At 65.8% G+C, this 22486-nt stretch carries 15 protein-coding genes; 9 read left to right on the top strand and 6 right to left on the bottom strand.

Annotated features, from left to right (window positions below):
* Positions 1 to 134: 134 nt before the first annotated feature.
* The gene (locus tag BUB09_RS09045) at positions 135 to 1157 is read right to left on the bottom strand and encodes an aminoglycoside phosphotransferase family protein (protein ID WP_072896864.1); all 1023 of its coding nucleotides are present in this window, start codon (positions 1155 to 1157) and stop codon (positions 135 to 137) included.
* A gap of 88 nt (positions 1158 to 1245) precedes the next feature.
* Between BUB09_RS09045 and BUB09_RS09040 the strand changes: the two genes are divergently transcribed.
* From BUB09_RS09040 to BUB09_RS09015, 6 genes are all read left to right on the top strand, one after another.
* On the top strand, positions 1246 to 3552 hold the full coding sequence (locus BUB09_RS09040; protein ID WP_072896862.1) for an LPS-assembly protein LptD: 2307 nt from the start codon (positions 1246 to 1248) through the stop codon (positions 3550 to 3552).
* 176 nt (positions 3553 to 3728) lie between these two features.
* The gene (locus tag BUB09_RS09035) at positions 3729 to 5078 is read left to right on the top strand and encodes a peptidylprolyl isomerase (protein ID WP_084083293.1); all 1350 of its coding nucleotides are present in this window, start codon (positions 3729 to 3731) and stop codon (positions 5076 to 5078) included.
* A gap of 7 nt (positions 5079 to 5085) precedes the next feature.
* Complete coding sequence (pdxA, locus tag BUB09_RS09030) at positions 5086 to 6099, top strand: 4-hydroxythreonine-4-phosphate dehydrogenase PdxA (RefSeq protein ID WP_072896860.1); 1014 nt, start codon at positions 5086 to 5088, stop codon at positions 6097 to 6099.
* On the top strand, positions 6096 to 6890 hold the full coding sequence (rsmA, locus tag BUB09_RS09025) for a 16S rRNA (adenine(1518)-N(6)/adenine(1519)-N(6))-dimethyltransferase RsmA (RefSeq protein WP_072896859.1): 795 nt from the start codon (positions 6096 to 6098) through the stop codon (positions 6888 to 6890). Before pdxA ends, rsmA begins: the two co-directional genes overlap by 4 nt.
* 143 nt (positions 6891 to 7033) lie before the next feature.
* The gene (locus tag BUB09_RS09020; protein ID WP_175550153.1) at positions 7034 to 8401 is read left to right on the top strand and encodes a TolC family outer membrane protein; all 1368 of its coding nucleotides are present in this window, start codon (positions 7034 to 7036) and stop codon (positions 8399 to 8401) included.
* Positions 8402 to 8408: 7 nt separating this feature from the next.
* Positions 8409 to 9314 carry a hypothetical protein gene (locus BUB09_RS09015; protein WP_072896855.1) on the top strand — a complete coding sequence of 302 codons (906 nt, stop codon included), beginning with the start codon at positions 8409 to 8411 and terminating at the stop codon, positions 9312 to 9314.
* Between the two features lie 52 nt (positions 9315 to 9366).
* Here BUB09_RS09015 and BUB09_RS09010 read toward each other — a convergent pair whose 3' ends face one another.
* Positions 9367 to 11925, bottom strand: a complete 2559-nt coding sequence (locus BUB09_RS09010; protein ID WP_072896853.1) for a glycosyltransferase — start codon at positions 11923 to 11925, stop codon at positions 9367 to 9369.
* Positions 11922 to 14210, bottom strand: a complete 2289-nt coding sequence (locus BUB09_RS09005; protein WP_072896851.1) for a tetratricopeptide repeat protein — start codon at positions 14208 to 14210, stop codon at positions 11922 to 11924. The genes BUB09_RS09010 and BUB09_RS09005 overlap by 4 nt, the downstream gene beginning before the upstream one ends.
* A gap of 126 nt (positions 14211 to 14336) precedes the next feature.
* Between BUB09_RS09005 and BUB09_RS09000 the strand changes: the two genes are divergently transcribed.
* The 3 genes from BUB09_RS09000 to BUB09_RS08990 all read left to right on the top strand — a co-directional run bounded on the left by BUB09_RS09000 (position 14337) and on the right by BUB09_RS08990 (position 17370).
* Positions 14337 to 15233 carry a hypothetical protein gene (locus BUB09_RS09000; RefSeq protein ID WP_139250217.1) on the top strand — a complete coding sequence of 299 codons (897 nt, stop codon included), beginning with the start codon at positions 14337 to 14339 and terminating at the stop codon, positions 15231 to 15233.
* A 95-nt stretch (positions 15234 to 15328) separates the two neighbouring features.
* A complete protein-coding gene (locus tag BUB09_RS08995) occupies positions 15329 to 16480 on the top strand; it encodes a hypothetical protein (protein ID WP_072896847.1) in 1152 nt (383 codons plus the stop codon).
* Between the two features lie 149 nt (positions 16481 to 16629).
* Positions 16630 to 17370 (top strand): class I SAM-dependent methyltransferase, encoded by a 741-nt coding sequence (locus BUB09_RS08990; RefSeq protein WP_072896845.1) that lies wholly within the window; start codon positions 16630 to 16632, stop codon positions 17368 to 17370.
* Between the two features lie 19 nt (positions 17371 to 17389).
* On the opposite strand, the gene BUB09_RS08985 is transcribed toward BUB09_RS08990, so the two are convergent.
* The 3 genes from BUB09_RS08985 to BUB09_RS08975 all read right to left on the bottom strand — a co-directional run bounded on the left by BUB09_RS08985 (position 17390) and on the right by BUB09_RS08975 (position 22466).
* Positions 17390 to 18457, bottom strand: coding sequence for a GSCFA domain-containing protein (locus BUB09_RS08985; protein ID WP_175550152.1), 1068 nt, complete (start codon positions 18455 to 18457; stop codon positions 17390 to 17392).
* Between the two features lie 13 nt (positions 18458 to 18470).
* A complete protein-coding gene (locus BUB09_RS08980) occupies positions 18471 to 19247 on the bottom strand; it encodes a hypothetical protein (RefSeq protein WP_072896841.1) in 777 nt (258 codons plus the stop codon).
* Positions 19248 to 19340: 93 nt separating this feature from the next.
* On the bottom strand, positions 19341 to 22466 hold the full coding sequence (locus BUB09_RS08975; RefSeq protein ID WP_084083291.1) for a glycosyltransferase: 3126 nt from the start codon (positions 22464 to 22466) through the stop codon (positions 19341 to 19343).
* Between the last annotated feature and the right edge of the window lie 20 nt (positions 22467 to 22486).

Below are 22486 nucleotides of genomic sequence, written 5' to 3'. Positions count from 1 at the left end.
TGCGCCGTCCGGAAGCCCGCGTCCGCACCCACGCCTGCGGCGACACCGTGACGCGGTCTTCCCGGCAGCCAAGATCGTCGCAACCGTCACGCCTTGCTCCTGGCGCCGTCAGCCCTGGTCGATGACCGCACCGCTCAGCCCTCGATCAGCCCGAGGTCGTCGAACAGCCGCAGCAGCGGCATCAGCGCGGCATGGCGGGATGCGGTCTGGCGGATGTAGCGGACGAAGCGCGGCGTGTCGGCGAGGTACTTGGGTTTGCCGTCGCGGTAGTGAATGCGGGCAAAGATGCCGAGTACTTTCAGGTGGCGCTGGACGCCCATCCATTCGAATTCGCGGAAGAACGTGTCGAAGTCGGCGCGCATCGGTAGCCCGACTTCGTGGGCGCGCAGCCAGTACTGGCGCGCCCAGGCTTGCACGCGGGCTTCGGGCCAGCTCAGGAACGCGTCCTTGAACAGCGACACGACGTCGTAGGTGATCGGGCCGTAGACCGCGTCCTGAAAGTCGAGCACGCCCGGGTTGGGCTCGCTGAGCATCAGGTTGCGCGGCATGTAGTCGCGATGCACGTAGACCTGCGGCTGCTCCAGCGCCGAGCGCACCAGCAGCGCTTGTACGCTCTCCCAGATCGCGGCCTGCGCCGGCGTAAACGCGGTGCGCAAGTGCTGCGCCATGTACCAATCCGGGAACAGCGCCAGTTCGCGGCGCAGCAAGGCCTCATCGTAGGCCGGCAACACGCCGGGACGCGAGGCGCATTGCCAGCGCAGCAGCGGCTCGAACGCGTCGGTGAAAAATTCGTCGGCGTTGTCGGCGTCGATGACCTGCAGCAGCGTCTGCCTACCGAGGTCGGACAGCAGCAGATAGCCTTGCGCAAGGTCCTGCGCCAGCACCTGCGGTACGTGGACGCCGGCGTCGTGCATCAAGCCCGCGATGCGAATGAACGGCTCGCAGTTTTCCTGCTCCGGCGGCGCGTCCATGACGATCCAGCTGCGGCCTTCGGCCTCGACGCGAAAGTAGCGCCGAAAGCTGGCGTCGGCCGACGCCGGTGCAAAGTGCGCGTCGGCCAGGCCCAGTGCAGCCAGCGCGAAAGCGCGGGCCGCGTCGCGGCGGGCATCGGGGGCGGCGCCGGCGGCGCCATAGCTATCAGGGACGGACACGCTCATGCGGAGGCTCGATCGGGCTCGATCAGGAAACGAAAAGGGGGCGGACGATTGCGGCGGACCGTACCAAAAACCGATACTCAGCGCCCGCATGATCCAACGCCCCCTCGTCCTGCCGGCAGCCGGCCTGCTGTGCCTGCTGCTCCGTCCCGGTCTCGCCGCAGGCGCCGCCGACGGGGGCATGTGTACGCAGCCGCGCTATTCGACGACACCGCTTACCGCCGTCGTCGAGTCTGCCGACGGCGGCGAGGAACGCGAACTCGACCAGAAAATCTTCGTGGAAGCCGACTCGGCGTCGATGACGCGCGAAGGCTTGTCGCAGTTGATGGGCTCGGTACGCGTGCGCCAGGGCACCAAGGAAATCAGCGCCGACAACATCGACTACGACAATGCGCAGCAGTTGATCACCGTCGATGCCGAGTCGGTGTTCAGCAATCCCGAGCTGGTGATCAAGAGCGGCAGCGCGCGCTTCAACCTGAACGACAACAGCGGCGTGTTCCGTGACAGCGACTTCGTGCTGCCGACACGCGGCGCACGCGGGACATCGGGCGAGATTCGCGTCGCCACCGACGGCAAGGCCGAGCTGCGCAAGACCTCGTACACGACCTGCCCGATCAACTCCAACGCCTGGTATCTCGAAGCCAGCGACATCCGTCTCGATCAGGATGCCGGATTGGGTACCGCGCGCCATGCAAGGCTGCGCTTCGGCGGTGTGCCGATTCTGTACGTGCCCTGGTTCCAGTTTCCGCTCGACGACCGGCGACGCAGCGGCCTGCTGTTTCCCACGATCGGCGAAACCAACCAGACCGGCGTCGACCTGCGCTGGCCGGTGTATCTGAACCTGGCGCCGAACTACGACGCGACCGTGACGCCGCGACTGATGACGCGGCGCGGTTTCATGCTCGGCACCAGCGGCCGCTATCTGTTGAACAACGGCGAGGGTCGCGCTCAGTTCGACTATCTGGAAGACGATAAGGTGTTCGGCAAGAGCCGCAGCCTGACGCGCGTCGACCACGCGAACCTGTTCAGCCGCAACCTCGGGCTGGAAGCGACGTTTGCCGAAGTCAGCGACCCACAATACTTCGAGGACCTGGGCGGCACGTTCGCCAGCTCGTCGATCACCTATCTGGAGCGCAGCGCGCGGCTCACCTACCAGTCGCCGGCCTCGTATCGGGTGACCGCGCTGGTGCAGAACTTCCAGACGATCGACAACGGCATCAGCGCGATCGACGACCCCTACAAGCGGCTGCCGCAGATCCGTTTCGATGCGCTGACCCGCAACACCTATCTCGACACCCGCGCCGGCCTGAACGCCGAGTACGTCAACTTCGTCCGCGACGGCGCGTCGGTCGAAGGCCAGCGGCTCGATCTGCAGCCGTACCTGCGCTACCAGCGCGATCTGAATGCCTGGTACGTCAGCTCGCAGGTCGACTATCGCTACACCGGCTACAAGCTCAGCGACCCGACCCAGTCGCTGCTGGCCAATCAGCAGCAGCAGTCACCGAGTCGCGCCTTGCCGGTGGTTTCGGCCGAGGGTGGCCTGCGCTTCGACCGGATCACGTCGACCGGCGCGATCCAGACGCTGGAACCGCGCGTATTTGCGCTGTACGTGCCGTATGAAAACCAGGATCAGCTGCCGCTGTTCGACACCGGCGAGCCCGACTTCGACTTCACGCAGCTGTTCGCACGTAACCGGTTCTTCGGCGAAGACCGGATATCCGACGCGCGCAATCTGACCGGCACGGTGACCACCCGCGTCATCGATCCCGAAACCGGCGACATGCAGTGGAGCGCCAGCTTCGGTCAGCTGTACCGGCTCGAAGCCTCTCGCGTGGCGCTGCCCGGACAGGACGCGCCGGATTCCGGTGCGACCGATTTCATCGGCGAGATCAACTACAACTTCCTGAGCCATTGGTCGGCCCAGGTGATCGGCCAATGGTCTCCGGACCGCGCCGAGCTGGAACGCAGCAATGTGGCGCTGCGCTACCGCAATCCGGCCAGTGGCAGCCGCTTCGACATCGCCTACCGTGACCGCATCGGGCTGCTGGAGCAGACCGACGTCTCGTTCAACCTGCCGGTCAGCTCGGCCTGGCGCATCGGCGCACGCAGCCGCTATTCGATCCGCGACGAGAAGACGCTCGAAAGCTTCGTCGGGGCCAGCTACGAGACCTGTTGCTGGGCGATCAGCGCGGCCTACCGTCGATTCATCACCGGTGCCGACGGCGCGTTGAACAACGGCATTTACTTCCAGCTCGAGCTCAAGGGGCTGAGCCGCATCGGCACCGGCTTCGCATCGCTGCTGCCGTCCGACGACGGCGACGATGCCGCCACGCCCGGGGCGCTGGGGACCGCCAACAATCTGAGCAACAACAGCAACGGCAGCGGCCGCAGTCGATGATGCGGGCTGCCGGCGCCGCGCCTGCGGAATCTTTCAGCACGGGCAGAGTCCCACCCATGGTCCGGCCGGCCCGCAAAGCCTGCCGTGCTAATCTTGCCGATCGCTGCCGCCTGCCCTGGTCCCGGGCCGGCGCGCCTGGCGAGCGACGTTCCCACTGACCTGCTTTCGTCCCCCAAATGGCCTTTCCGAAGACGCTACTCGCTCCCCTCGCGGCCCTGTGCCTGCTCGCCGGTCCCGCCGCCCAGGCCGAAGTGATCGACCGCATCGTCGCCGTCGTCAACGACAGCGTCGTGCTGCAGAGCGAGCTCAATCAGGCGCTGCTCGATGCCCAGGCGCAGATCCGCGCTCGCGGCGTCGCGGTTCCCGCCGACGACGTGCTGCGACCCCAGGTGCTGGAGCGGGTCATCGTCACGCGCTTGCAGACACAGCGCGCGCAGATGGCGGGCATCCGCATCGACGACCGCGAACTCAACGAAGTGCTGAACAACATCGCACGCCAGAACAACATGACGCTGTCGCAGCTGGCCGAGTCGGTCAAAGCCGACGGCCTGGACTTTCTGGTCGTGCGCGAGCAGATCCGTGACGAGGTGCTGATCAACCGGCTGCGCCAGAAGGAAGTCGAGGCACGCATTCAGGTCACCGACCAGGACGTCGACTTGTACTTGGCCAACCAGGGCGCCGACGACAACACCGAGTTCCATCTGCTGCACATCCTGGTCAGCATTCCGGACGGCGCCAGCAGCGAAGAGCGTGACCGTCGCCGCGCCAAAGCCCAGGGTCTGCTGAAGCGGGTCCGTAGCGGCGAAGACTTCGGCCAGATCGCGATCACCTCATCCGACGGCCAGCAGGCGCTGTCGGGCGGCGACCTGGACTGGCGCAAGGCAGCCGATCTGCCGTCGTTGTTTGCCACGGCCGCCGCCAAGCTCAAGGTCGGCGACACCAGCGACGTGCTCGAAACCGGTTCGGGTTTCCACCTGATCAAGCTGGCCGGCACGCGCGGCGGCGAAGAGCGGCAGACGGTCAACGAAACCCATGCGGCGCACATCCTGATCATGCCCAACGCGCTGCGCACCGAAGACCAGGCCCGCGCGCAGATCAACGACTTGTACGATCGACTCGCCAACAAGGGCGGCGACTTCGCCAAGCTGGCCAAGGAGTTTTCGGACGATCCGGGCTCGAAGAACAACGGCGGTGACCTGAGCTGGCAGCCGCCGGGCGTGTTTGCGCCCGAATTCCAGGTGCGCATCGACCAGTTGCCGCTCAACGAAGTCAGCCAGCCGTTCCACACGCAGTTCGGCTGGCATATCGCCAAGGTGCTTGAGCGCCGCACGCGCGACACCACCGAAGAAAGCCGTCGCGGACGGGCGCGCCAGGCGATCCAGCAGCGTCGCTCGGGCGAGGAATACGAAACCTGGTTGCGTCGCCTGCGCGACGAAGCCTACGTCGAATACCGACTGGCCAAGGCCGACGCCGCGCCAGCCGCTGCCGACGCCCCTGCGGCTGACGCTGCGACCGCAACGCCCTGAGCCGAACGTGCAAGCCGCATTGCGGCTGTTGCTGACGCCCGGAGAGCCGGCCGGCATCGGCCCCGACCTGTGCGTGCAGCTGGCGCAGCGCGCGCATCCCGTCGAACTGGTCGCTGTCGGCGATCCGACGCTGCTGCAGCGTCGCGCCGCGCTGCTCGGGCTGCCGCTGCGCTTGCATCAGGTCGACGGCACGACGATGCCCCAGCCCTATCCGGCCGGCGAGCTGGGCGTGATGCCGGTCGCGCTGGCGGCAACGGAAACGCCAGGGCAACTCGATGTCCGCAATGCAGGCTATCTGCTCGACACGCTGCGGATTGCGGCCGATGAATGCCTTGCAGGGCGCGCGGCTGGCGTGGTCACCGCACCGCTGCAGAAGAGCGTGATCAACGACGCTGGCATCCCGTTCAGCGGTCACACCGAGTATTTCGCCGAGCGCTGCGGCGTCGCGATGCCGGTGATGATGCTGACAGCCGGCACGCTGCGCGTGGCGCTGGCCACCACGCACCTGCCGCTGCGTGCGGTGCCCGACGCGATCACGCCACAGCGACTGATCCAGGTGCTGCGCGCACTCGATCAGGGTCTGCGCGATCAGTTCGGCATCGGACAGCCGCGCATCCTGGTCTGCGGGCTCAATCCGCATGCCGGCGAAGGCGGTCACCTGGGCCGCGAAGAAATCGACGTGATCGCACCGACACTGGATCAATTGCGCGGCGAAGGCCTGCACATCGAAGGCCCGCTTCCGGCCGATACGCTATTCACGCCGCGAGTACTCGAACGAGGCGACGCGGTGCTGGCGATGTACCACGACCAGGGCCTGACCGTGCTCAAGTACGCCGGCTTCGGCGGCGCCGTGAACGTCACGCTGGGGCTGCCGATCATTCGCACCTCAGTGGATCACGGCACCGCACTGACGCTGGCCGGCAGCGGCCTGGCCGAAAGCGGCTCGATGGACGCGGCGCTGCAACTGGCGATCGAATTGGCACAGCGCCGTGGCGGCGCCGTCGGACGGACCTGCGCATGAGCGAACCCCGCGCGAAGAAGCATTTCGGCCAGCACTTCCTGCACGACCCGTACGTGATCGATCGCATCCTGCGCACGCTCGATCCGAAGGACGGCCAGGCGCTGATCGAAATCGGACCGGGGCCCGGCGCGCTGACGGCGCCGCTGATGCGCCGCGTGTCGCGGCTTACCGTGGTCGAACTCGACCGCGACGTGATCCCGCATCTGCGCCAGGCCTGCGGCGATGCGCCGGGGCTGAACATCGTGATGGCCGACGCGCTCAGCGTCGACTATGCCGCGCTGGCACCGCCGGATCAGCCGCTGCGGCTGGTCGGCAACCTGCCCTACAACATCAGCACGCCGCTGCTGTTTCATCTGCTGGGCTTTGCTGACCGCGTGCAGGACATGCACTTCATGCTGCAGAAGGAAGTCGTCGACCGCATGTGCGCCGGACCGGACGACGATGCCTACGGGCGCTTGTCGGTGGCCTTGGCGGCGCGTGCCGAAGTCGTGCACTTGTTCGACGTGGGTCCCGGCGCGTTCAAGCCGCCGCCCAAAGTGGAATCGTCGGTCGTGCGCCTGCGGCCGCGCGCACCGGACTTCGTCGTCGACGACTGGAAGAGCTTCGACCGCGTCGTCAGCGCTGCGTTTCTGATGCGCCGCAAGACGCTGACCAACAGCCTGCGCCAACTGCTCAGCGCCGAGCAGATCCGCAGCGCCGGCATCGACCCGCAGCTGCGGGCAGAACGGCTGTCGGCGGCCGAATTCGCGCAACTGGCGAACAAGTTGCATTCGCTGCAAACGACAGTCTGACGCCGCGTCACCATCGCGGCGCGCCCGACCCGGGTTGCGCCTGTCGATGCAACGAAGGTGTCGCGCTCGCTGGCGTAACTTACACTCGTGCTAACGGCGCCGAAGGAACAGGCGCCGGCGTTCCATCCGGCTGGGAGCCCTGCTTGCATCATCGATCGATTGTCCGCGCACTACTGGTGCCCGTCGTCGCGTTCGCGCTACAGCAACCGGCGCAGGCCGGCACCCTTCAAGACCTGTATCAACAGGCCTTGGCCAACGACCTGAATCTGCAGGCAGCACGCTACCAGCGCGACGCGGCCTTGGAAGCGCGGCCTCAAGCGGCCGGTGCGCTGCGGCCGCAAGTGACGGCACAGGCCGGCGCGCGGCAAAACCGCTTCGAGGTGCTGTCGGTCAACAACCCGGCCAACACCAACTACCGCAGCAACGACGAAGTCTTCCTGTCGACCAACTATTCGCTGCAGCTGAGCCAGCCGCTGTTCGACTGGGCTGCGTTCAAGCGGCTGGCGGCTGCCGACGAGTCGACGGCGCAGGCGCAAGCGGCGTTCGCTGCCAGCGAGCAAAATCTGTACGTGCGCTTCGTCAGCGCCTACTTCGCGGTACTGGCGGCCGAGGACACGCTGCGCGCCGATCTGGACGCGCAAGCGGCCTTCAAGCAACAAGCCGAACAACAGGGCGAAAAATACCGCTCTGGTCTGGCCTCGGTGACTGACGCGAAGAACGCGCAAGCGTCCTACGACAGCATCAGCGCATCGGTGATCGCCGATCGGCTGGCGGTCAACACGGCGCGACGCGCGCTGTCGGTGATCGTCGGCACTCCCGTACAAGCGGTCGCCCCGTTGCGCGACGAATTCCCGCTGTCGCCGCCCACGCCCAACGTGGTCGACGCCTGGGTCGATGCCGCGCTGGCCGACAATCCCGCCCTGCTCAGTGCGCGGCACGCGGCCGACGCGGCACGTCAGCAGCGCGCAGCGGCCACCGGTGCGCGCCTGCCGACCGTCACGGCCATCGGCGGCGTGATGCGTGACACCTCGGATTCAACCTTCGGCTACAACTCGCAGACGGCCTACGTGGGCGCCAACCTCACTTGGTTTCTGTACCGCGGCGGCCAGGTGTCGTCGGCGATCCGCGCTGCCGACGCATCGGCGCAGCAGGCCGAAAGCCTGTACCAACTGCAGCGCCGCTCGATCGAACAAGACGTGCGCAACCATTTCGACGGCATCACCAGCGGCATCGCCGCGGTCCGCGCCGCTGCCAATGCGGTGCAGTCGCAGCAGGCCAGCGTCGTCGCCACCGAAGTCGGGTTCAAGGTCGGCACACGCACGATCGTCGACGTGCTCTACGCGCGGCAATCACTGGTCAGCGCGCAAAAGTCACTCGCTCAAGTCCGCTACGACTACTTGGTCAACCTGCTGAGCTTGAAGGCCGATGTCGGCCAGGCATCGGCGACCGACCTCGACGATCTCGACCGCCTGACGGTCGCCAACGCGCAGGCCGCCCATGTCGAGCCCTAGCCCCACCATGGCCTCGCTGAGTCGACGCGCCGCCGTGCTGCTCGCGCTGCTGATGCCGGTCGCGGCGGCCGATGACGCGCCGCTATGCCGGATAAAGATCGGTGACGACTGGGTGACGATGGGCGCCGAATCCCAGGCGAGTTGCCTGAAGTTCGCCCAATCGGCCGCGCTGCCGGACGAACGACAACTCAGCGAGTTTGGCGGCCAGCAGTTTGCCTACGAGGACGGTCGCTTATCGACGACCCGCGACGGAGGCCGGACCTGGGTCGACTTATCGGTCGAACAGGACACCGTCGATCCGATGCAATCGCTGAACGTGCTGCGCGACGCCGGCCATGCCGCAGCCGCGGCGCCGGCCTCCCCGCTCAAGCCGACCGCCACCCGCGTTGACGTCGTCGTCGCAGCCGCACCGTCACCGGCCGTGACCGAGCCCGCACCGGCCGCAAGCCCCGCTGCGGCAACCGCGAAATCAGCACCGCCTGCGGCGTCAGCGCCGACGGCAACATCGACGCCGCCGGCATCAGCGGCCGCAACACCCGTGGCGGCCACGGTTGCGTCGACGACCCCGCAGACGGACGTGGCGACAACGGCCCCCCAGGTTGCTGCCAAAGCGGCACTGGCCATCGATCCCGACCCAGCGCCCGCGATTGTCGCCAGCCTGCTCGATCCCGTCGTCAGCCGCGACCCGGCCGGTTGCCAGGTTAAGACCGGCGCCGACTGGTCGACCTCGTTTACGCAACGGCTGTCGAGTTGTGCGCTGCTGCTGATCGAAGCGGCCAAGCAAAGCAGCGCGACCGGCCATCATGCCTATTGGTCAGGCCATTACCTGTTCTACGCGCAACCGCGCCTGTATCACTCGACCGATTCGCAGACCTGGCAGGTCGTCGATTACCAACTGACGTCGGTCAACTGAAGCAGCCGGCGCCACGGCAGCCGGCGTGCTGCCGGCGGCCGTGGCGCTGCGCTCAGTCCTCCAGACCCGAGACGATGCGCTGATACAGGTCCAGCACCTTCTGGTTCTGCTTGACGATGTTGAATTCCTGCAGCACGTGGGCGCGGCCCTGACGCCCAAGCCGTGAGCCAAACGCCGGATGGTCGTACAAGCGGATGATGTTCTCCGCCATCGCCTCGACGTCTTTCTCGGGTGACAGCAAGCCGGTGTAACCATCGACGACCGCTTCGGGTATGCCGCTGTGCAGGGTCGCGATCACCGGAAGGCCGCTGGCCATCGCCTCCATCGTCACCGTCGGAATGCCTTCCATGTCGCCATCGGGACCGGTGACGCTGGGCGTCAACATCGCATGGCTCGCCGCCATCAAGGCGGTCACACGCGCGTGCGGCTGCGGCCCGAGCAGCTGTACTTGTTGGCCGATACCCAGTTCGCCGACCAGTTCCTGCAATCGCACGATGTCGTCGCCACCACCGATGATCGAGTATTCGACCCGCAGATCCGGACGCAGCGACTGCGCGACCGCCACGGCGCGGATGCCGTACTCGATGCCTTTCTTGTGGACCAAACGGCCGACCGATATCAACCGCAGCACCTCGCCCGGGGCGCGACTGCGGTCGGCATAAACAAAGCGCGAGCAGTCGATACCGACGCGGTGTACCTGCACGTCTTTGGCGTGAAAGCCCAGGCCGATCAAGCGCTGGCGGAAAAAGTCACTGACCGGCAGCGCCTTGTGCAAACGACCCTTGATGTCGTTGTACAGCGTCGGTCCGAAGCGATCGATATGCGCCGACATGTCGATGCCGTGAAACGAACAGACCACCGGCGCCTGGAACGCGCCCATGTCGATGTACTTGAAGATCGATTTCGGCCGGTGGCCGAAGTGGCAGTGGACGATGTCGACATCACGCGCATGCGCGGCGATCTGCTGCGCCGCATACAAGTCGAGCATCCGCTCGCGCATCTGCATCAGCTCGCTTCGACCTTCGCGTAGCACGGTGGCAACGCTGCTTCCCTCCTCGATCAAGGCAGCGGGAATGCTGTCGATCCGGTTGGCGCTGGTTTCGGCACCGCGCGCCAGCGAACGCATGAACTGTTCTTCGCGCTCGTCGGGCAGAATCTTGATCGTACGGTCGTGTATCCGGTACTTGATGAAGTCCGGTGGCGTCTCGTGCGGTGCACCCGAGCGCGTGTGCAGCACTTTGACATCGACGCCCAGGTCAATCAGGCCGGTGATGTGGTTCAGCACGAAGGTTTCCGACAGCTTTGGAAACTCGCCTGAAACGATCAGCGCCTTCAGCGGCTTGCGCTCGCGCTGCGGAATCCGGGTGCGTAGCGACGTACCCAGATTCAGCGCACGCGCCTCGCGCTCGTAGACGCCACGGACGCGGTCGATCACCACCGGTCGCGTCGCGCGCTTCAGCTCGGCCACCTCGCGATAGGTTTCCAGATAGCGGTCGCCGATCTTGTACGGCAGATAGTCTTGCGCCCGGTCCAGACAGCGCTGCTGCAAGCCGGCCGGGTCACGGTCGATTTCAGCGCCGACGCGTTGGAGAATCGCGACCAGATCGTCGAGTCGATCCGGATCAAAGATCCAGCCGTTGATACCGTCCTGAACGATGTCCGGCAGACCGCCACGATTCGTCGCGATCACCGGCACGCCATGCGCAAAGGCTTCGATCGTGATGCGGCCGAATGGCTCGTGCCAGATCGACGGTGCCAGCAGCACGTCGATCTGAGGGAAAAACGTGGTCGGATCGACGAAGCCGAGGAAGCGCGCATCGTGCGTCTGCGACAGCACGCGGATGCGATCGCTGATATCGGCGTCCTGCAGGTCGCCGGCCATCATCAACGTGACGGTATCGGGATTCAGCCGCGCAATCGCATCGATCACCAACGTGATGCCCTTGCTCGCGTGCATGCGGCCAAGGTAGCCGACGCGCACCGGCGCACCGGGCCGGCGCAGCACACGCGGTGGCGCCGCATCCTTGAGACGGTACGAGTTTGGAATCACCCGCTTGACGACCGCATTGGCGAACAATCCGTCCTGCAGGTGACGATCGAGCGTGAACTGACTGATGCCAATCACGCCATCGACCGTCTGCGACATGTCGACCGCATGACGCGCCGACAAGTCGCAGGAGAAGCACTGCGCACCGCAATCGGCGATGCCATTGAACATGTTGCGATCACACATCAGCTTGTATTCGCGCAACGTGTGGATCACCGGAATACCCCACGGCGCAAGCGCATTCCACAGCATCGGTGCCTTGTGGAAGACGTTGGTATGCACCACGTCGGGCGCCTCGGCCAGAATCACCGGCAGCAGCAGGTCAGCATGCGTAGGGATGCGGCCGGACCGACCCATCAGGATCGTCTTGACGCCGTTGATCTCGCGAATCGAATGCAGGCCACTGGCGTTCATGTCGCGCTGGTAGGCCTTGGGCGCCATCGCAATGAACGTGACTTGATGTCCGGCCGATGCAAAGTATTCAGCGATGCTCTGAACAGAACGCTCGGCACCACCGGGACCGCCAAACTGTGCATGCTCCTGATTAACCAGAACGATCTTCATTTGACGCGCTTCTTCCGGGTCGTGACGAGACGGGAATGGGACTCGATGTGAGGCATGACGGCTTCCATCGCCACCGCATCGCCGGGATCGACCGGATCGAGTCCGGTGGCATAGATCACTTCGGCCTCCGCCGCCATCTGAAGCATCGGCGGCACGTGCTCGTACAAGCGGTCCAGGATGGCGTCCACAGGCGATGCGGCCGCATCGGTGATGACGACGCTGGAAGGCGCCAGTGCACCGATCATCGTGTCGCGGGAATGGGCGACCGACACCAGGCCGATGCCCAGTGCCAAGCCCAGCAAGGCGATGTCTTCAGCGTCGGTGATAACGACGTGAGCGCCGGCAAAAGCGGTTGACAAAGAATCCGCCTGACGGGTCGTCGATTCGTCGCCATCGACAGCGGAGGGCTCCCAACGCCGTACCGTGTAGCCCGCATCATGAGCCGCCGCATGAAGCCGATCGCGCTGCGCCTGCGATAGCGGCGCGCCGCGCTCGGCGCGACCGAAAGCCAGCACCACGGAGTGGTCGATCGTCGCAGAGGGAGCGAGAGCGGGAGCGATTGCAGGCGTTGCCGGCAGCAGCGCCAGCGGCATACCGGTCAGATCGCCGATCCATTGTGCGTAAGCCTGATAGCGGCGCATCAGATCGGCACTGCGCAAGCTGCGCATCTCGACGAAGTTATAGACCGAGCCTGCAACCGGTGCCGATACGCCACCGCAGGTCATCAAGTATTCGGGCAGCACGAACGCAAGCTCAGGCACCTCACCGAGCGCATCGGCCGTCTCGATCGACGACACCGCCGGATGGCCGGCGAAAACGCGGCGTACTGCACCGCTCATCGCCGGGACGGCCAGCGCGATGCTGCACTGGAAGTAGGCAGCCAGTGCCACCACCAGCCGGCTCGCCGCCAAGCAGTCCGCCAACTCGTTGCCGATTGCCAGCAGCACTGGCTTTTGCAGATGGTGCATTGCACGGCGGAATCGCGCCGGAATGCGCAGACGCTCGGGCTCACGACGACGCAGCCGAAGTGATTCGATACGGCTGCGAAGTTTCTTGTCGTCGGGATCGAGCAGACTCAGACGTTCCCAGGCCGCGATCGCGGCATCGTACTCGGACAGCTCTTCCAGCAACTGCGCCAGCGCGCGCGCCGGGCCCGTATCGATCGGGCGCAGTTGTACCGCTTGCTCCAGTGCTTGTCGGCCTTCGTCGATCCGCTCGAGCGCGAGGAACATCCGCGACGATTTGATCATGCGCTCGGCATACGCCGAGTCGCTGGCGGGAACGCGCTTCCAGTACTCGAGTGCCAGTGCGCGCTGGCCTTCCAGTTCCGAGACGCGCGCCATCGTGATCGAGGGCTTGTGATGCCCGGGCCGCAGTGCCAGCGCCTGCGCCGCATAGTCCTTGGCGGTCAGGTTGTCGCCCTTGGCCAAATGGACGCGCGCCAGACGAAACAGGTACTCGAAGTGGCCCGGTGTCAGGTCCAGCCCTCGCCGCAACAGCGTGATCGCCGCCGCGTAATCACGCGCGACCTCGGCCTTGCCGGCGGCTTCGATGAACTCGGCGACCGAGCGCGGCTCCTCCGGCTCGACGACGGCAACCGGCACCACAGCCGGCTCGATTTGCGGTCTTGGCGCGAGACCGGGACGTTGTAGATCCGCGTCGTCAGCAGGTCGGCTGACCGTGATCGAACCGATCCACTGCGCACCGAGTTCAGCCGCGGTACGAACCTCGACCAGCAGTTCGTCACAACCCAAGCTGTCGAACGTCGCCAACGGAATGACATAGCGAAACGCATGCGCGCCATCGCCGATGCCGGCCTTCTCCAGATCGCGACGGAAGCGGTCGGCAACCACGCTCGTGAAGATCGCACCGTTGTGTGCCAAGTCGAGCACGACGCGATTGGCCGGTGCAAGGCGGTCCCAAGCCCAGCCTTGAATGCGCCCGGGCTCGCCGGATTCGACGCGGCCATTGATGGCGCAAGACTGCGCACCGAAGTTGATCACGGCCGGATCGCATACCAGCGTCGAGGTGTCGGCATCGAGGCAGACACTGACGACGTGTTCACGTCCATCACGCCATGGCAAAGGCACGACGAACTCGTATCCATGGTCGCCGGTGCCGATGCCGGCCGTACGCAGATCACCTCGCGGATGATCGGCTTTTACGCGGCCTGCGAGCGTACCGTCGACGACGATTTGCAACTGTAACGTTTCATCAGGCGCTTGCTCATCCCAAGCCCAGCCCCTGAGCACCCCTGCATAGATGCCCTCGATCTTGCCCCGCATGATTAACGCGCCTCCAAGTCCCTGTAGATGTAGCGCCACGTCCAAGAGCGGTCGCGGACCGCCTGCGACCACTGAGCCGTTCTACGCATCCCTGCGCGGAGAACGGCGTGCACCACGCTTATGGTAGTGCGGTTGCACTACGATTATCTTTCGTTAGCAAGAACCAGTCACAGAATAAACACGCTCAGCTGTATTGCGTCAGCTGCAACGTCCGGCAAGGACGATTCACTCATGACGACTCGCACCCCCTATCGCGTAGCGGCTATCGGCAGTTGCCGCGTTTTTACGCCGCTGGGAATCCTCAGCCGGGCCCACAAAATCCAGCCCGTATACGAGACGACGCCGTGGTACACGCACAGTATGCGCGACGCGCTGCAGAAGTACGCGATCGTCAACGGCAACCTGAATCTAACGTCAGAAGAGATTTCACTGATCGTTCACGGTGTCGACAAATACAAGCCCAGCGAATTCCGCAGCGGCTTCTACGATGCTGCCGACATTGCCGTTGTCGAGATCGCGTCGATCAAGTCGATTCGCTGGCGTCATCTGGAAATCCAGCAATGGTGTCTGCGCGATCTGCTGCTGGCGCATGATGTGCAGCCCGAGCCGATCTACCGGATGCTGCGACTTCCGGTCGAGCAGCGCGATGTGTCCGTGCTGCCGCCGTCGTTGCGCACCATCGGCGCCGAAGCGATCCATGTCTCGCAGACCGACGATCAAGTCGCCGCGGAGCTGCGGCAATTGCAGACACTGTTGCGATGCCCACTGGTGCTGGTGCCGCCGATCAATGTCGAAGGTGCGCAAGGTACGCTGCTGCCGGAACGCCAGCGGCTGTCGACGACACTGGCCGCCGTCGCGCCGCAGATCGGGGCGCAGTACTTCGACCCGGCAGTCCACGTACGCGAATATGGCATTGTCGATGCTCTGAAAGACTTGGGTCACTATCAGCCCGCGTTCGAGAAGGTGCTCGCGGACAAGCTGCTGGCGGCGATCGAATCCCGGCTCGGCGCTACGGATCACTGAGCTTGCGCTGCGCGGGCTCCGTACCAGACGGTTGATCACGGGTTGGCTTTGCAGCAACCACCACAGAGTTTTGCATCAATGCCAGCAGCGCCGCGATGATCGACAAGCTGCGCCAACAATGGGCCCGTACGGCGGCATGGGCGGTCGCGGCACTGACGGCCGCTGCGCTGTATGGCACTGCAGTCGCGAGTGTCGCGCAAACCGATGCGCCGTCATCGGCGAGCCTGGTCACGGCCTGCACCGCGACGTCGCCGCCGACTTCACTGGTCAGCCTGTTGCGACAGCCACTGGTCGCGACAGCCTACGGCCCACGGCCCAACGGCAGCCTTGTCGACAACGGTGCAGCAGGGTCCAACATCGTCCACGATCGCGATGGCAGCGGTGCGCTGCATATCGATGAACAACGCATCGTCGGCGACTACGTGACCGCAAGCCTGCTGCATGCGCAGCCGCGTTACGCGCAACGGGGCTGGGTCGCGGCACGCTGGGGCTTCGGTCGCCAGAACGCTGACGGCAGCTTTGGCGGCGCTGATGCGGTTCACGGCAGTACGATGTTCATCGAAGCCGTGTTGCGCGCGCTGCTAATCGAGCTGGAGTCGAATCAAAACAGCGCCGGCGCCGACTTACTGCCGTCGGCGATGCGCGGGGTCCGTTCACTGGCCCGGCGCAATCCGGACACCGACCCCGAACTGCAGCGCAGCGTGCCGCTGACGCATCGCTTCTGGATCAAGGCGGCGCTGATGGAGCAAGCCAGCCAGTTGTCCGGTGAGGTGAGCTTGTCGGCGATCGCCACCGACTACGCCAACCGCGCCATCGCGCAGCAGACCGCCGATGGCATCTATCCGGAGCGCGGCGGCTACGATGTCGGCTATCAAGCGACCGGCATCGTCTACGCAACTCGTTACTGGATCTACTGCGACGACGCCGCACAACGCGCTCGCGTTGCGGCATCCGTAGCGCGCGGCCTGCGTTGGCTTGGCCAACGCGTTGATGCCGATGGCCGGGTCGAGAGCAGCGGCAGCCGTCGTATCGGCGTCGAACGGACGTGGACCGGGCGTATCAAGGGCATCCCATACGGCTTGGTCGCCGAGGCGTTTGCCGCGGGTGCCGCCATCACCGGCGATCGCGTCAACGCCGATATTGCGGCGCGGATCGAAGCATCTCCGGCATTCATTGCCTACTACCAGCCGCGACCGGCAGCGCAAGCGCCGGCACCGCAGCCCACTCTGGAAGTGATTCCGCGCTGATCGGCAGCCGGCTCTGCGTCGCGCATCCTTGCGCCGCGCCGCCCGAGCAGCAGAGCACCGAGCCGCACACCGCTTGCGCCGCAAGGGGCCGGCACCTCACAGTCGCCAGCACGACGGACAGTGCGGATGACGATGGATCGGTGGGCAACATGAGTCCCGAAGCAATTGCGGCTTGGTGGTCGTTTTACCGGCGGCTGGATTCCAGCAGCGTCGAGCCTTTCGTCGATGCCTATGCCGAGGACCTGGACCAGCTCAATCAGCGCGTGTCGGCCAGTGGCGAACCGCTGGAAGGCAATCTGTTTTACTTCCACCACGGCGACTACCTCGGGCTGCCGCCACACCCTGAGCGAAGGGCCAAGCGCAGAATGCTCGCGGCCTACGCACAATCAGGGCGGCGCCTGCTTGAGATCGGATTCAACGCCGGGCACAGCGCGCTGCTGTGCCTGGCCGCGAACCCCGATCTGCAATACGTCGGCATCGACATCGGCGAGCACGCCTACATGCGGCCCTGTTACGACTACCTGCGGCAACGCTTCGGCGAGCGGATCGAGATCATCGAAGGCGACTCGGCCCAGGTACTGGAGACACTCAGACGGCGCGGCGCGAGGTTCGACTTGTTTCACGTCGACGGCGGGCACAGTGTCGAGCGCGCCTATGCCGATCTGGCCGGCATCGTCGCGCTGTCGCGCGACGGACAGACGCTGCTGCTGGACGATGTCAACGCCAAGAGTGTGCGAGCCGCCGCCAATCTGCTGACGATGCAGGGCTGCCTCAGCCCGGTGAGCTTGCTCGGCGAACTGACCTCAGACCAGCAGCAGTTGTTTCGCATCCACCGGCAGGCCAGCTCGACACTGACGAGGCTGCGCCATTGGCGATCGCTTCATCGCTAGCGGCTCGTCCGCGCGGTACTCAGCCCGCTGCCTTCCCCGGATCGACCGCCGCTTCTTCGCATTCGACATCGGCGATCCATCGCGACAGCCGGCTTTCGGCAGACGATGCTGGCGGCGCAACACTGCCACGGTCGGCGCGGCGGCGACTGCCGTCGCAGGCCGCCAGAAACGCATCCATCACGGCGGCAACCCCAATGGGGCTGACGTTGCGGCGGTCTGGCTGAAAGTAATCGGCGGGCGCTTGCGGCCCGGTGATGATCTCGAGCGCCGGGAAGTATTCGACGGCCTCATAGCGCTGCACGATGTCGTCGGCGGCAACGCGCAATACGGCTTTGCTGTAGGTCGATGCGGCCAACACGTGGCGTCCGGTCGCCGTCGCCACTAGCGGCACCGGTGACACCGTCAGCACCCATCGCAGCGTCGGATTGATCGTGCGCGCCAGTTCGATGACGGCGCCGAGATCGGCGATGACCTCGTCGACGCGAAAGTTGATCAAGCGATGGCGCTGCGGATCGAATTCGCCGGCCACGGTGCCGGGGCAAGCCGGATACACCGCGCCATCAGCGGTCGAGCACCAGGCTTCGGTCAGACCGAGCGTAAAGATGAACACCGTGGCCTGCTCGAATACCGCACGTACCGCACGCAGGTGCGCGGCGGTCAGCAGATCGAATTCGCGCTCGCTGCGCGCGTGGTAGCGCAGACCCGGACGAAACGGATCGACGACGCCGGTCGCCGTCGGCCAGCGATCTTCCACCGGCTTGAACTGGCCCAGGCAGCGCTGCAATAACTGCAGCAACTGCCGCGCCGTGTACAGGTTGCCGTAGGCCGCGCTGAAATTCGGATAGCCGAGGTTCTCGGCCGGAATATCGCCGAGCGCCTTGGGCATGGCCTCGGTGCGCAGATAGTGGATGCCGGCACCCTGCAGCACCGGAATCATGTTGGCGGCAAAACAACTGCCCGCCGACGCCACGCGGTCGTCAACCCCGACCAGCGGCGCCGTGTGGTCGCGAACGGCGCTGGCGTCGTAGTCACTGGCGACGGCGCGCGTCCAGAACGAACGCGATGGCGCATTGCGATACGGATGCATTGGCATCTCCCGGTCAGTGGCCCTGCGATCCGTCGGTGTCAGCGGCAAGCAAGCGGCGCTCCATGTCGCGCAGCATCAGCTTGCCGAACACGGCATTGGCATGCGTTGCGTCCTGCGACCAGTACTCGCGGCGCAGAAAACCCTCGGCGTCTTCGGCGGCCGACGGCGTCGGCCAGAACGCCAAGCCGTGTTCGGCAGCAATCTCGGCCATCATCTGCTGCAGCAGACGCCACAGCTTGACGCGCAGCAACGGCGCCGACATCGCCACGTGGTCGAGACTGGCGCCCATCTGCTCGGCGACGCGAACGAAGTGCCGTTCACGCGCCAGCAGCGCACGCACGGCGTCGTTGTCACCCTTGGGCGGCGGCGTGCCGATCAGCACCGGCTTGATGCCGCCGCGCTGCGCGATCTGGCCCAGCATCCATCGCAGGCCCAGGAACGTCGCCGCAAACGATTCGCGAACCGCCTGCTCGGGCACCAGCGGCACGCTGAGGTCGATCGGCAGATCGGGCTGCTGCGTCAGCATGAAGTCGAAGCCCGGCGGTTCCAGCAACATGTACTTGGAATTGTGCTGGTTGCCCATCCACGAGATCGCCACGCGGTGCGCGGCGGTCAGCGCGATCACCTGTTCCCAGTAGCGCTTCTCGCGCGGCCATGCACCGACCAATCCATGGAAGCAGGGCTCGGCGGCAATGGCCACCAGCTGGTTGTCACCGTCGGCATTCTTTAGCGGAATGCCCAGGCAGGTGATATGAGAGTGGCCCGTAACGAGCAGGTGAGAATCGGTCAAAGCAGGGTCCACGGATCGAGTGGGGCTGCAATCAAGCTGCGGCCTTGCTGCAGGATTGTATCGCTGTCACGGATCTTCACCGTCGCCCGCAACCTAGGCTTGCGCGTCGGGCCAAGCACGACGCCTCCGGGTGACCTCGCCGTACAGCGCCTCATAGTCGGCCGCCATCGCCGAGACGCTGCGCTCACGGCCCTCGCCGGCCTGCCAGGCGATCACCTCGGCAATGCGTCGACGACGGTCGGCGATACCGGCCTTCAGCGCCAACAGACGCGCGGCCAGCGCATCGGCATCCAGGCCCAACGGCAGCAACCAACCGCCGCCATGCGCCGCGATCCGCTCACCGACGGCGCCGATGTCGAACGCCGCCACCGGCAAGCCGCAGGCCCACATCTCGGTCAGCGTGTGGCAGTAGGTTTCGGGCCAGATCGACAGCACGGCACCGATATGCGGGCCGATCGCCGCGACCTTGTCGTGGAAGTCGCCGCGCTGGTATTTGCCGTGCAGCACGACATTGGGCCCGGACGGCACGATGCCGGGATCGCCGAGCAGGTGAAACTCCAGCTGCCCTGCCGGCAGCCGCTGCGCCACGTCGGCGATCAGCTGTGCCCCCTTGGCCAGCGAGATATTGCCCGGTACCAGCACGCGCAGCGGCTCGCCGCGGCGCTGCGCCGCCGCCAGCGCGTCGAAGCGATCGAAGCTGCGGCCGTGCGCGATCACCTTGAACGGTCGCTGCGCCAACGGCGGATAGATCGACAGCAGTTGATCGCGTGCCGCCGGCGATGTCGTGACGCAGGCGTCCACGTCGGCCAGCATGGCTTGCATCATCTCGCGCCAGCGATGAATGAAGCGGCCCTTCAACGGCGGTACGCTTGATGCCGGCCACAGCTCGGCGCTGCAGTCGGCCAGCGCGTCGGTGCAGCGGCCGGCGCAGTGTCGGCCCTGAGCATCGAGCAGCTTGATCGTCGGGCACACCGTGTAGAAATCGTGGAACGAAAACACGACCGGAATCTGCAACAAGCGGCAGACCTGGGTCAGGCCCAAGCCGTGCCAGGCGATGTGACGCACATGGACCAGCTCGATCGCGTGGCGCACCAGCCAGTCGGCAAGCTGGTCGTCGTAGTCGTCGGCGCGATGCAGGCTGATCGACAAGCGCTGGCGCAAGCCATGCGATTCGACGCGACGCAGCTCGCCGCCGACCAGTCGCGACAGCTCCATCACTTGGCTGTCGCAGCGCAGTAACCAGGGGTCGTAGCGGTCCGCCAGCGCATCCATCAAGTCGCGATTGGTTTGCGGCGTGCCGCCGGTCTGCGTCGAGATCACGAACAGTAGTCGCGGCCGCGGGCGCGTCTGCGCCGCACGGTGCCGGCTCAGCTCGCGGCGCATTCGCCAGCGCAGGCTCAGAAACGATGGATCGTTATGGAAGACGCCGACGCGCTTCTGGTACTCCGGATATCGCGCTTCGACGACCTGACGCCCCGATTCGTACAGGCTTTGCTTCTGGTCACCGAAGCTGGCGGAACGTCGGTGATAGACATAGCTGCGGTCGTCGACCAGATTCAGATAACCGGCGCGCTCCGCACGCATGCAGAAGTCGTTCTCCTCGCCGTAGCCGCGCGGAAACGCCTGCTCGTCGAATCCGCCCACGCAACGCAGCGCGTCGCGGCGGATGTACAAACAAAAGCCATTGCCGGTCGGCACCGACGGATACAAGCCCAGCGAGGCCTGGCGCGCTGCGCGCGCCACGTCGTCGACACTCCAGCCATCCGGCAAGCGATTGTCGACGCCGATCTCGGGCACCGAAAAAGCGCCGGCATTGTTCGACAAGGCGGTCACCGTGGCCACGCGCCGATGGTGATAGGCGGCGATCCGCAAGCTTTCGAGCCAACCGGTCGACACTTCGGTATCGGAATTGAGCAGCACCACGTCGGCATCACCGGCCAGCAGGCAGCCCCGGTTGACGGTCGCGGTGTAGCCGCGATTGACGCCATTGCGATGGACCTCGACGCCGGGTCGTCCGTCGTAGCGGTCGAGCAGGACGCCGATGGCCGGGTCGGTGCTGGCATCGTCGATCAGCAGCAGTCGGCACGCGGGGACGGCGGTGACCCGCAGCACGGCTTCGATGCATTTCTCGACATCGTCGCGCGCATTGAAGATCGGCACGACGATCGCGATGCCTGCTGCGGTATCGGCACCGCGTTGCGGCAACTGCGCCAGCAGCAGCCGACTGTCGCGAGCTGCGCGCGGCAACGCGGTCGTGGGCAAGTCGGCCTGACCGAGTACGGCGACCACACCGAGACGGCGGATCGCGATCGGCACGCTGGCCGCCATGTCGGACGCGCCCAGCGGCAGTCCCACAACAAAGCCACCACCGTTGTCGCTGATGCCGCGCGCGGCCAGATCACCACGCGGCTCCTGCGCCAGGACTTCGTGATAGCGCGCGCCATCGACCCAGAACTCCAGCCGCACCGGCCGATCCGGCGTCGTCGCGTCCACCGCCCAGCCGCGCGCTCGGCCGGCGTCGATCCGCTCGAGCCGCCCGCGCGTGTCCGGCGCGTACTGGATCAAGCTGCGATGCAGTTCGCGACCGGACGAGGTCAGCACCACGTCCAGCGGCCATTGCGCGTCGAGTGCGAATTCGTGATCGCAGCCGCGCAAGGCGCGCAGCAGGTCCGGCCAGCCGATCTGGAAGCCGTACACGGGCGCCTGATCGGGCCACAGGAATGAAAGCTCCGGCCGCGGCTGGGTCAGCGTGACATCGACTCGCGCTTGGCCGGCCAGCTGCAATTGCAGCTTGGCGGTCCCGATGACGGCGGCAGGATCGAACACCCAGCCGCTGAGCCGTTCGTCGTCGAACTGCTCGATCAGCCCCTGTGCCGCGAAAGCGGTATGCGCCGCGCCGTCGAGCGAGGCGGCCAACTGCCAGCCCTGCCCCCGCAATTGCAGCGCGTCGATGTCACCGATCGCCCAGTGGCCGCGCAGCACGGCGCGCATCGACTTGGCGACGGTCATCGCTGACGCGGCAGCGTCGGCCCGTTCGAAGCCAAAGGCCACGCGTTGCGGCGACGCATCGGCCGTCGCCAACGACACATCGCTCGCTGCCGAACTGAAGAACGCAATCGGCGCCAACACCCAGCCGTCGACGATCGCAAAACCGTCGCCGTAGTCGATGCGCTCGACCTGAACCTGTAGCGGCATCGCCGCCGTGCGACGTCGGGACATGGACGGGGTCGGTGTCGTCG

The sequence above is a fragment of the Hydrocarboniphaga daqingensis genome, assembly GCF_900129825.1.
Lineage (GTDB): Bacteria > Pseudomonadota > Gammaproteobacteria > Nevskiales > Nevskiaceae > Hydrocarboniphaga > Hydrocarboniphaga daqingensis.
Note: the sequence above shows the minus strand (reverse complement) of the source record. Positions and strands in the feature narration are given on the sequence as shown.